Source organism: Microbacterium sp. M3, from assembly GCF_033548675.1.
GTDB classification, from domain to species: Bacteria; Actinomycetota; Actinomycetes; order Actinomycetales; family Microbacteriaceae; genus Microbacterium; species Microbacterium arthrosphaerae.
The window spans coordinates 694,704-705,562 of sequence record NZ_JAWTZT010000001.1; the positions used below are offsets into that span (position 1 = coordinate 694,704).

Here is a 10,859-nt window from a genome sequence, read left to right on the forward strand (position 1 = left end):
CGGGCCCCAGCACGCCGTGGGCCGTCGCCGCGCACCGGCGTGAAGCGCAGGCCCGGGTCGAGACTGCTTCGTCTCGGTGCATGACCGATCGTGGCGCCGTGTGACGCCGCGATGGAGCCCGGCGGCCGGAGCGCCCGTAGCGTGACGCCGAGAAGCGGCATCCGGCCGCCCCGTATTCGTCCGTCCGAGAGGATCACCCGCCATGACCGAGAGCACCCGCACCGCCGACACCTCCGCCGAGAGCACGTACGACGCACCGCTCATCACCGCGGAGGAGGCGGCCGGCCGCGCCGCCGCGGGAGCGCTCGTCGTCGACGTGCGCAGCGACGCCGGCCGCGCGCAGGACGGAGTCATCCCGGGCTCCATCCGCGGAGACCGCGACAACCTCGACGCGCAGTTCCTCATCGACTCCCCTGAGAAGTTCGCCGAGATCACCGACTGGGACCAGGACATCGTGATCGTGTGCGGGTCGATCCGCGGCTCCGGCCCGGTCGCCGAGCAGCTGCGCGCCAAGGGCTTCACCAACGTCGCGCACGTCGACGGCGGCTTCCCCGCCTGGAAGGAGTCGGGCGCACCGACCGCCGAGGCGCCGACAGCGGAGAGCTCGGCCGCGGAGTGATCCCCTGACATCGGAATGACGGATGCCTCGACCCTCCCTCGCGGGAGCGGCCGAGGCATCCGTCATTCCGTTAGGCGGTCCGCAGGATCCGCTCCGTCACGCGGGCCGAGAAGTGCAGGGCGTCGACCGGGATCCGCTCGTCGGCGGCGTGGAACTGCGCGAAGACGTCGAAGTCGCGGGGCACGCGCAGCGGCACGAAGCCGTAGCCGTGGATGCCGAGCTTCGCGAAGTGCTTGTTGTCGGTGCTCGCCGGCAGCAGGTACGGCACGACCACGCCGTCGGCGTCGTCGACGGAGATCGCGTCCTGGAGCACGTCGATGATCGGCGCATCCACGGGCGCCTCGGTCGCCGACCACCACCGTCCCTCGCGGATGTCGATGTCGTCGCCGACCAGCTCTCGCAGCCCCTCGCGAAGGGCGTCGTCCTGTCCGGGGAGGATGCGGATGTCGAGGCGCGCCGAGGCTTCGGCCGGGATTATGTTCGTCTTGTCCCCCGCGGCGAGCACCGTCGGCGTCGCGGTGTTGCGCGTCGTGGCGCCGACGAGCGATGACACGAATCCGAGGCTCTCGAGGTCGTCGGCGAGGGACTCGTCGGTGAACGCGAGCCCGCGGGCCTTCCCGAACACGTCGAGGAAGCGCTGCAGCGCCGGGGTGCGCACGACCGGGAACCGGTGCTCGCCGACGGCCGCGACGGCACGAGCCAGTCGCACGACGCTGTTGTCATCGGTCGGCCGGGATCCGTGGGCCGCGTGACCGCGTGCGCGCAGGGTCGACCACGCCACACCCTTCTCACTGGTGGCCACCAGGTACGCGCGGCGCTCGTCGGCGGCATCTGCGTACAGGGGCACGGAGAAGCCGCCCACCTCGCTCAGCGCCTCGGTGACGCCGGCGAACAACTCCGGGCGGTTGTCGACGAGCCATCCGGCGCCCCATACACCGCCGCTCTCCTCGTCGGCGAGGAACGCGAACACGAGGTCGCGTCGCGGCACGATCCCTTCCCGCGCGAAATGCCGCGCGACCGCGAGGATCGTGCCCGCGTAGTTCTTCATGTCGACGGCTCCGCGGCCGTAGAGGAAGCCGTCCTCGATGTCGGCGGCGAAGGGCGGGTGGGTCCAGTCCTTCTCCTCCACGGGAACGACGTCGAGGTGCGCGTGGACCAGCAGGGCACCGGCGTCGGGATCGCTTCCGGCGATGCGCGCGATGAGCGAACCGCGTCCGGGGCGCGACTCGACGAGCTCCGACTCGATGCCCGCCTCCGCGAGGCGCTCCTGCACCCAACGGGCGGCGCGCGTCTCGCCGTCCCCGATGGTGGCGGCCGCCCCCGTGTTCACCGTATCGATGCGGATGAGGTCGCGGACGAACTGCAGCGCCTCTTCTTCCAGCTGGGTGGGCATACACGTCTCCTCTGTCCGGGGCATCATCGAGCGGCCCGCCGTCAGGCTGCGATCCGCCGTGCCCGACCCTAGACCTCGCCCGCCGGCCGGTCGGCGCCGGGCCGTCGTGCGGCGTCACAGACCGGCCCGCGTCCGGCGGAGGTCCGCGCTCGTTGCGTGCGATGACACCGGCGTTTGGCGACCCGGCGCCGGTCGCGCACGCTGGACGCATGTCAGACACGGTCCTCGCCGCCACCGGCCGCACGACGCCTCCCGACGACGGGAGCCTGGACACCCGAGCCGTCCCGCACGCGGATGCGACGCTGCTCGACAATCCGGCGTGGCACTCGCTCACCGGCCCTCACGCCGGCTTCGCCGAGGGGAACGATCTGGTGCGGCGATACCCCGAGGACGTCGCACCTTTCGTGGCGGTGCGCACGTGGTCCGACCCCGATGTCTGGGATGCCCTGCGCGATCTGGTCGGTCCCGGTGCGCCCGTCGGACTGTCCGCAGCCGAGCGCCCCTTCCCCGTGGACTGGGAGGACCTCGGAGGCGGTGAGGGCGTGCAGCTGGTCGAGACCGAGGCGCTGCAGCCGCGTCCGGACGAGGAGGCCGTCGTGCTCGGCGCGGACGATGTCGCCGACATGCTCGCCATCGTCGAGCGCAACCAGCCAGGCCCCTTCCGGCCCCGCACCCACGAGCTCGGCCGCTATGTCGGCATCCGCCGCGACGGGCGGCTGGTCGCGATGGCCGGCGAGCGCCTGCACCCGCAGGGCTGGACCGAGATCAGCGCGGTATCGACCGACACGGCGTACCGGCGCCAGGGTCTCGCATCCCGGCTGGTCCTGGACGTCGCGTTCCACATCCAGGAGCGCGGCGATCGCGCGCTGATGCACGCCGCCGCCTCGAACGTGAACGCGATCAGGGCGTACGAGCGCCTGGGGTTCGCGCTGCGCCGCCGGACGGTGTTCTCGTTCGGGCGCACCCCCGGCTGAGCACGGGCGCGGAGCCGCCCGGCGCCCAGTACGCTCGATCCGTGCCACGCCCCTCGACGATCCGTCCCGCCGCCGGCGCGATGCGCTTCTTCCGCGCGATCCTGTCGGCCGTCGTCGCGACACTGCCGGTGCTCGTCATCCTGCTGATCCCCGCTGCCCTGACGGTGTTCGGCGGCACGCTGCTGAATGCGGCGTTCGTGGCCGCGATCATCCTCGGGCCGAAGGTCAACGGGTGGCTCGACCCGCAGGTGCCGCAATGGACGTCGGAGAACGCGATGGCCGAGACCGGTCGCGTGTGGCGCACCCGGATCTGGATGGCGCTGCTCGCGGTGCTGGCCCTCCTCGCCGTGTTCGCGGCGGGGCAGACGGCGGCGCTGCTGGTGGGCCAGGGCGCACCGGCGATGGTCGACGGCGAACTGGACTACAGCCGCTTCCTCGCCCAGGAGATCACGGTGTACCTGATCGGGTACGTGCTCTCGCTCGCGGTCTATCTCTCGATCATCCGGCTGCTCGCGCGGGCCCGCGCCTGACCTCGCACACGGTCGCAGGTCTGGCGGCCCGCACCGTCGGCGACACCGCGGGCGCACGATAAAGGCCCCGGGTGCTGGGGACACCCGGGGCCTGTCGTCATCGGCTCTCGCTCACCAACCCCCCGGTTAGCGGCGCCCGACGACGGCTGGGAAGGAATCTTGGGGAGGGCCCTTCCCTGAGATGCTGGGGACATCTCCCCTAAATGTTAACCCGGGCGCCAAGTCGTCCGCTGTCCCCTCTTCGGGGGACAATCAGCGCTGCGCTGTCCCCTCTTCGGGGGACAAGCGGTCTCCACGGACGGATTCCCGGAGTCTTCGGCGGGATCAGACGCCCGCAGCCACGTATCCGTCGACCCAGCGGTCGAGTTCATCGTAGGCCTCCGCGCGCGGTTGCGCACGCGAGAGGAAGACGTCGTGGATCGCCCCGTCGATGCGGGCGATGGTGACGAGTCCGCCGATCCGGGTCGCGGCGCGGGCGATGTCGTCGACGACGAGCACCGAGTCGCTCGACGTCATCGACTCCTTCCACGACAGCGGCGGCGTCGAACGCGCCGACAGCAGCACCAGCGCGGGGCACTCGACATCTACACCGGCCGCGATGCGCCGGTGTCCCTGCATGACCGCCGACAGCCAGCCGGGCGCGGTGGCGAAGCCCCGGTCGGGGCGCCACCGCGCACGGTGATCGCCGTCGGGCAGGCTGCCGATCTCCTGCTGCGCGCGGGTGTAGAACCCGAAGTCGACGGCGGGCTGCGTGCCGCGCGGATCGATCCGGGCGCGCATGTCGACGAGGGGCGCGAGCGCCTGCCGGCCGAGGGCGCCGAGCTGCAGCTCGAGCCACGGGCTGTTGAGGATGAGGGCGGCAGCGCGCCCGGGGTGCCGCGCGGCCCACAGCGTGAGGGTCAGCCCGCCGGTCGAGTGTCCGAGCAGGACGAGCCGGCGACCGGACCCGGCGACCCGACGCTCGCCCTGCCCCATCGCCGCCAGCGCCGCGGCGATATCGGCGTCGTAGTCGTCGAGCGAGTCGATGTACCCGGGAACCTCGCCGTCGCGAAGGCTGCGGCCGTAGCGCCGCAGATCGAGGGCGTAGAACGTCGCGCCGCGCGCGGTCCAGAACCGCGCCAGCTCGCGCTGGAAGAAGTAGTCCGACCAGCCGTGCACGTAGAGCACGTCGACGTCGCGCAGCGGTGCGAACAGCCTGGTGAACGGATTCGGGATGCTGCGCACCAGCGTCGCGACGAGCGGCCCGTGCTCGCCGTCGACGCCGAGGGGCAGGGTCTGCTGCTCGAACGGCGTGCCGAGGACGTCGGGAGCCCACACCGCCGCCGTCCGCGCCATGCCCTCAGCCTAGGCGCAGGGCGTTTTGGCGCGCTCAGCGGCCGCGGGCGCCGCTCACTCGCCGCGCGAGATCGTCACCATGTCCTCGCGGGGCACGACCTTGATGCGGGCGCGCTCGTGCGGGGCGCCGAGCGCCATTTCGTGCTGATCGAGACGGTGCCAGCCGTCGAGGTCGGTCCAGCGCACGCCGCGCGACGCCAGCAGGGCGGGGATCGCCTCTTCCGACGGGTCGACCGGCTGCCACCAGGTGCCCTGGTCGTTGATGAGGTGACGGATGGTCTCCATCGCGTCGGACTTGGTGTGGCCGATGAGCCCGACGGGCCCGCGCTTGATCCAGCCCGTGGCGTAGACGCCGTTCACGCGCTCGTTGGAGTCCTTGCTGAGCACCTGGCCCTCGCGGTTCGGGATGACGCCGTGCCGCTTGTCGAACGGCACGCCCGGCAGCGGCGATCCGAAGTAGCCGACCGCGCGGTACAGCGCCTGGATCGGCACCTCGCGCAGCTCGCCGGTGCCGACGACGCCGCCCTCCCCGTCGGGACGGGTGCGCTCGTAGACGAGCGCAGCGACCCGGCCCTCGGCATCCGTCCGCACCTCGACCGGCTTGGCGTAGAAGTGCAGGTGCAGGCGGCGCGAGGCGGTGCCGCCGGCGTTGTTCACCGAGTCGCGCTTGCGCCACGACTGCAGCACGCGGTCGATGACCATGACCTGCTTGTTGCTCGCGATGGCGGCGCGCGAGGCTTCGTCGTAGTCGAAGTCCTCGTCGTAGACGACCATGTCGACGTCGCGCAGCTCGCCGAGCTCACGCAGCTCGAGCGGAGTGAACTTGACGTTCGCGGGTCCGCGGCGGCCGAACACGTGCACGTCGGTGACCTTCGAGGCGGCGAGACCGGCGTGGACGTTCTCGGGGATCTCGGTCGGCAGCAGGTCTTCGGCGTGCTTGGCCAGCATGCGCGACACGTCGAGCGCGACGTTGCCGTTGCCGAGGACCGCGACGGATGCCGCATCCAGCGGCCACTCGCGCGGCACGTCCGGGTGCCCGTCGAACCAGCTCACGAAGTCCGCCGCCCCGTACGAGCCCGCCGCGTCGATGCCCGGGATGTCGAGGTTCGTGTCGCGGATCGCGCCGGTGGCGAAGATCACGGCGTTGTAGTGCCGCTTGAGGTCGTCGAGGGTGATGTCCTCGCCGAAGCGCACGTTGCCGAAGATCCGGATGTCGCCGCGGTCGAGCACCTCGCGCAGGGCCGTGATGATGCCCTTGATGCGCGGGTGGTCGGGAGCGACGCCGTAGCGCACCAGGCCGTACGGCGCCGGCAGCTGCTCGAACAGGTCGATCGAGACGTCGAACTTGCGCTCGGCCTTCAGCAGGATGTCAGCGGCGTAGATGCCTGCCGGGCCTGCGCCGACGATCGCCAGCCGGAGCTTCGTCATGGTGGTCCTTTCGGGCGTTTCGTCTGGTGAGAGGTTGTTGAGCCTGTCGGAACACGCTCGCTCAACGACCGGGTGCCGGAGGCAAGAGGGAATGGGCGGGTACGTCTAACTGGAGCGGTCGGCGACCGCCTGGGCGAAGCGGGTCAGTGCCTCGCGCACGGCGCCGTCGGGCAGCGGCGCCAGGGCGTCGATGGCCTCGCTCGACCACGCGTGGGCGAGGTCGAGCGTGGCCTCGGTGGCCTCGTGCTCGCGCAGCTCGGCGAGCGGCTCGTCGAGCAGCGCGGGATCGGCGCCCTCGGCGATGCGGGCGACCCCGTCGTCGATGCGGGCGCGCAGGTCGGCGGCTGCGGCATCCGTCCGCTGTCCGAGCACGAGGTACGGCATGGTCGGCACGCCGGCACGGAGGTCGGTGCCGGGGACCTTGCCGGTCTCGTCGGGGTCGGCCGACAGGTCGATGACGTCGTCGAGCAGCTGGAAGGCGACGCCGGCCTTCTCGCCGAACGTGACCATGGCGGCCTCGAACTCGCGGGGCCCGTTGGAGAAGATGATGCCCGACTGCGCGGCCGCGGCGATCAGCGAGCCGGTCTTGTCGGAGAGCACCTGCAGGTAGAAGTCGACCGGGTCGTCGGTCTCGGACGGGCCGACGGTCTCGTGCATCTGCCCGAGCACGAGGCGCTCGAACGTGTCGGCCTGCAGCCGGATGGCGCGGTCGCCGTGACGCGCCATGATCTGGCTGGCGCGGGAGAACAGCAGATCGCCCGTGAGGATCGCGACGTTGTTGCCCCACACCGCATGGGCGCTGGGAACGCCCCGGCGCTTGTCGGCCGCATCCATGACGTCGTCGTGGTACAGCGAGCCGAGGTGGGTCATCTCCAGCGCGGTGGCCGCCTCGATCACCTGATCCGTGGCGCCCTCGCCGAGCTGGGAGGTCAGGAGCGCGAGCATCGGGCGCACGCGCTTGCCGCCCGCGTCGTACAGGTAGCGGCTGGTCGCGTCGGCGAGCGCGTCCGTCACCCGCAGCTCGCGCTCGAGGGCGCTGTCGACGCGCTTCAGGCCCGCCTCGACGGTCTTGAGCAGGCTGCGCGAACGCGCGCCCGCGAAGATGCGGTCGGTGAGGCCCAGCTTGCCCGCGATGTGCGAGCCCGGCGCTGTCGGTGTCACCCCCTCAGCCTACCGGGGGCGCGTTTCGTCCCGGTCCGCGGGGGACGCGTCGGTCGCAGGACCTGGGATTCAGCCGCGGACGGCGGGCTTGGTGGCGCGGTGGAGAGCGACGATGCCCATCGAGAGGTTGCGGTGCGCGACGTTCGTCCAGCCCGCCCCGCGGATCCACGCCGAGAGCGTGCGCTGATCGGGCCAGTCGCGGATCGACTCGTTGAGGTAGTCGTAGGCCTCGGCGTTCGAGCTCACGGTCTTCGCGACGACCGGCAGCACGCGGTCGTTGTAGAAGCGGTACAGCCCGTTGAAGGCCTTCGACGGCGGGTGCGAGAACTCGCAGATCACCAGGCGACCGCCGGGCTTGGTGACGCGCAGCAGCTCGCCGAGGGCCTTCTTCGGCTCGTTGACGTTGCGCAGCCCGAACGACATCGTGACCGTGTCGAACTCGTCGTCGCCGAACGGCAGGTCGGTCGCGTCGGCCTGCACGAACGAGAGATTCCCGATGCCGCCACCCGGCGCCCCGCGGCCGTGGCGGCGCTCGCCCTCGGCGATCATGCCGGGCGAGAAGTCGGCGGCGACCACCTCGGCGCCGCGGCCGGCGAGGGCGACGCTCGACGCGCCCGTGCCCGCCGCCAGGTCGAGGATGCGCTGACCCCGGCGGGGGTCGACCGCGCGCGTGGTGGCGGCCCGCCAGAACCGGTCGTTGCCCATGCTCAGCACGGTGTTGGTGCGGTCGTAGCCGGCGGCGACCTGATCGAACATGCCGCTCACCCGCGACGGGTCCTTGTGCAGGTCGGCGCGGTTCGGCTCGTGATCGGAGGGGTGGGATGCCACGGACTCGAGTCTAGGCGGCGCTCTCCGGTCCGCCGAGGCCGTCACCGGCCGCACCGGGCTCGGTGAGGTCGGCCGGGGGCGGCGGGGCGACCGGCGGGAGCGCGGCCAGGCGCGCGAGCCAGGCATCCGCCGTCGCGTCGTCGAACGGCGCCTCGCCGGCGCCGACGCGCCGCTCGAGGTCGAGCGCGAGCGTCTCCAGCTTCTCGACGATGTCGAGGGGGTAGCCGTAGGCGACGCGGTGCTCGTCCCACTCGTCGCGATCGTCGATGAAGAGGCCTCGGCCGTCGATCGCCTTCACGACGTCGAGATCCATGTCGATGCCCTGCGGCTCGCGGTTCTCCCATCGCACGTCCCACGCGACGTCGATGTAGATGCGCACGCGGTGCGGGGTGCCGTTCACCGTCATCGCGAAGTCGCCGCTCGGGGGCACGAGGGTGACGTTGGGTCCGTGCGCGGTCATCTCGCGCCCGGGCCGCACGTTGCGCCACCCGTCGGGCTGGCCGAGCCAGTCGCCCCACCGGTCGCTGCCGAGGTAGACGCAGTCGTTGACCCAGTGACGCCCGCCGTCCCACTTGCGCCAGCGGAACTGGAGCGCAGCTCCCGGTTCGGGGCGGTCGGAGAGCGGGTGGCCTGCGGGGTGCGGGGGTGTCGGCACCTCGCCAGTGTAGGTGTATCACTTCTTTTCGCCGCTGCCTCCTCCACGGTGGCCGCAACGAGGCGGCCCTGACGAGAGAAGTAGGAACATGGCTGCACCATCCGGCGGCTCGTCGCGCAAGCGCAAGGCCGCTCCCCGAGGGGAACGGGGAGCTTCGGCTCCCCTCTACTCCGACGGCGACGACGTCATCCCCGGCGAAGTCATCGTCACGCTCAGGCCCGAGGCCGCCGAGGTCATGACGGCGTCGGTGCCCCTGCATCCGGCCGCCCGCGGACTCACCGACGTCGGGACGCTCGGCGTGCCGGACATCGATGAGGTGCTGACGCGCCTCGGCGCGCACGACATCACGCGCCTGGCACCGCCCGCCGCCGGCATGGCCCGGACGCCCATGGCGCTGGACGGCGTGCCCGAGCCGGAGGAGTCGACCCTCGGCCGCTCGTTCCGCGTGCGGATCGACGCCGGGGTCGACACCGAGGAGGCGGTCGCCCAGCTCGACGCGCTCGACGAGGTCGAGATCGCCGAGCCCAACCGCTGGCGCGAGGCGAGCGTCATCCCCAACGATCCGCAGTTCGGGTCGCAGTGGGGGCTGACGAAGATCAACGCCCCCGCGGCGTGGGATGTCACGAAGGGTGCGGCGAGCGTCATCGTGGCGGTCATCGACTCGGGCGTCGACCTCGACCACCCCGAGCTCGCGCCCCTGCTCGTGCCCGGGTTCGACATGGTCGATCTCGGTCCCAACCCGACGCCCCGGCCCGGGTGGCGGTTCGAGGGCGACTTCGCGGGGCGCGACAGCATCCCGGAGGACGAAGTCGGCCACGGCACCCACGTCGCGGGCACCATCGCCGCGGTGTCGAACAACGCCGTCGGCGTCGCGGGCGTCGGGTGGCACACCCGGATCATGCCGATCAAGGCGCTGACGCGGGTCGTGCGGATCAGCGACGGCGCCGTCAGCGGCACCGGCTCGTCGGCCGACGTGGCCGCCGCGATCCGGTACGCCGCCGACAACGGCGCGCACGTGATCAACATGAGCCTCGGAAGCTCGTCGTCCACGTCGGTGGAGGCGAGCGCCGTGGCGTACGCGATCAGCAAGGGGGTCGTCGTGGTCGCGGCGATGGGCAATGACGGATCGTCGACGCCCAGCTATCCCGCCGCCTACCCCGACGTCATCGCCGTCGGGGCCGTCCAGTCCAGCGAGGCGCGCGCCGCGTTCTCGCAGACCGGACCGCACATCGACGTGTCGGCGCCGGGCGTCGGCATCCTGTCGACGTACCTCGCCGGGGGCCTCGCGACGCTGAACGGCACCTCGATGGCCACCCCGCACGTGGCGGGCGTCGCGGCTCTCGTGAAGGCGGTCAAGCCGGGCCTCACCGCCGCGGAGATCGGCGACATCCTCCGGTCGACGGCGAAGCCGCTGAAGGATGCCGCCGCCGACCCGGTGCCGAACGACAAGTACGGCTGGGGCCTCGTCGACGCGAGCGCGGCGGTGCTGAAGGCGCGCGGACCGATCGTGATCAATCCCACCCTCACGGTGAAGCTGCGGACGCCGATCGTGGCGTGCCCGCCGAAGACGATCGACCTCGCGAACTGCGGCATCGTCCGGACGACGATCCAGCCGCAGTGCCTCGAGGTGCGGACCGTCACGAAGGCATGCCCCGTGACGCCGACGATCACCAAGACCCGGACGATCCCGACGAACCCGGGTCAGCCGGCGGGGCCGGGCGCGGCCGATCCGTTCGGCGTCGAGCAGGGCGGCGGCTACGAGGCCGGGTTCGCGGCGGGCTACGCCGCCGCGCTCGAGGAGCTCCAGTCCGGAGCCGCGGGCGACGCCTACGGCGGAGAGCTGTTCGACGAGTGATCGCGCACTCGGCAGCGGCGCGGACGGATGCGGGCTCCACCCCGCATCCGTCCGTCGCCGCGCTGCGCGCCGCGGGGGTCC

The 10,859-nt window shown here is 72.0% G+C and carries 10 protein-coding genes; 4 read left to right on the plus strand and 6 right to left on the minus strand.

Annotated features, from left to right (window positions below):
- Positions 1 to 202 precede the first annotated feature (202 nt).
- Entirely contained in the window at positions 203 to 619 is a 417-nt protein-coding gene (locus R8Z57_RS03170) for a rhodanese-like domain-containing protein (RefSeq protein ID WP_318352296.1), read from the plus strand.
- 70 nt (positions 620 to 689) lie between these two features.
- On the opposite strand, the gene R8Z57_RS03175 is transcribed toward R8Z57_RS03170, so the two are convergent.
- Positions 690 to 2,012 carry a M20/M25/M40 family metallo-hydrolase gene (locus tag R8Z57_RS03175; RefSeq protein WP_318352297.1) on the minus strand — a complete coding sequence of 441 codons (1,323 nt, stop codon included), beginning with the start codon at positions 2,010 to 2,012 and terminating at the stop codon, positions 690 to 692.
- Between the two features lie 209 nt (positions 2,013 to 2,221).
- Here R8Z57_RS03175 and R8Z57_RS03180 point away from each other — a divergent pair, with 209 nt between their 5' ends.
- Together R8Z57_RS03180 and R8Z57_RS03185 are read left to right on the plus strand one after the other, a co-directional pair.
- The gene (locus R8Z57_RS03180) at positions 2,222 to 2,986 is read left to right on the plus strand and encodes a GNAT family N-acetyltransferase (protein WP_318352298.1); all 765 of its coding nucleotides are present in this window, start codon (positions 2,222 to 2,224) and stop codon (positions 2,984 to 2,986) included.
- Between the two features lie 41 nt (positions 2,987 to 3,027).
- Positions 3,028 to 3,516 carry a hypothetical protein gene (locus R8Z57_RS03185; protein WP_318352299.1) on the plus strand — a complete coding sequence of 163 codons (489 nt, stop codon included), beginning with the start codon at positions 3,028 to 3,030 and terminating at the stop codon, positions 3,514 to 3,516.
- 324 nt (positions 3,517 to 3,840) lie between these two features.
- On the opposite strand, the gene R8Z57_RS03190 is transcribed toward R8Z57_RS03185, so the two are convergent.
- The 5 genes from R8Z57_RS03190 to R8Z57_RS03210 all read right to left on the minus strand — a co-directional run bounded on the left by R8Z57_RS03190 (position 3,841) and on the right by R8Z57_RS03210 (position 8,923).
- A complete protein-coding gene (locus tag R8Z57_RS03190; protein WP_318352300.1) occupies positions 3,841 to 4,851 on the minus strand; it encodes an alpha/beta hydrolase in 1,011 nt (336 codons plus the stop codon).
- A gap of 54 nt (positions 4,852 to 4,905) precedes the next feature.
- On the minus strand, positions 4,906 to 6,279 hold the full coding sequence (locus tag R8Z57_RS03195; RefSeq protein WP_318352301.1) for an FAD-dependent oxidoreductase: 1,374 nt from the start codon (positions 6,277 to 6,279) through the stop codon (positions 4,906 to 4,908).
- 105 nt (positions 6,280 to 6,384) lie between these two features.
- Entirely contained in the window at positions 6,385 to 7,440 is a 1,056-nt protein-coding gene (locus R8Z57_RS03200) for a polyprenyl synthetase family protein (RefSeq protein WP_318352302.1), read from the minus strand.
- A 69-nt stretch (positions 7,441 to 7,509) separates the two neighbouring features.
- The gene (locus R8Z57_RS03205) at positions 7,510 to 8,268 is read right to left on the minus strand and encodes a class I SAM-dependent methyltransferase (RefSeq protein ID WP_318352303.1); all 759 of its coding nucleotides are present in this window, start codon (positions 8,266 to 8,268) and stop codon (positions 7,510 to 7,512) included.
- 10 nt (positions 8,269 to 8,278) lie between these two features.
- Positions 8,279 to 8,923 (minus strand): DUF402 domain-containing protein, encoded by a 645-nt coding sequence (locus tag R8Z57_RS03210; RefSeq protein ID WP_318352304.1) that lies wholly within the window; start codon positions 8,921 to 8,923, stop codon positions 8,279 to 8,281.
- An 88-nt stretch (positions 8,924 to 9,011) separates the two neighbouring features.
- On the opposite strand from R8Z57_RS03210, the gene R8Z57_RS03215 reads away from it, so the two are divergent.
- On the plus strand, positions 9,012 to 10,778 hold the full coding sequence (locus tag R8Z57_RS03215; RefSeq protein ID WP_318352305.1) for a peptidase S8: 1,767 nt from the start codon (positions 9,012 to 9,014) through the stop codon (positions 10,776 to 10,778).
- Positions 10,779 to 10,859: the final 81 nt, after the last annotated feature.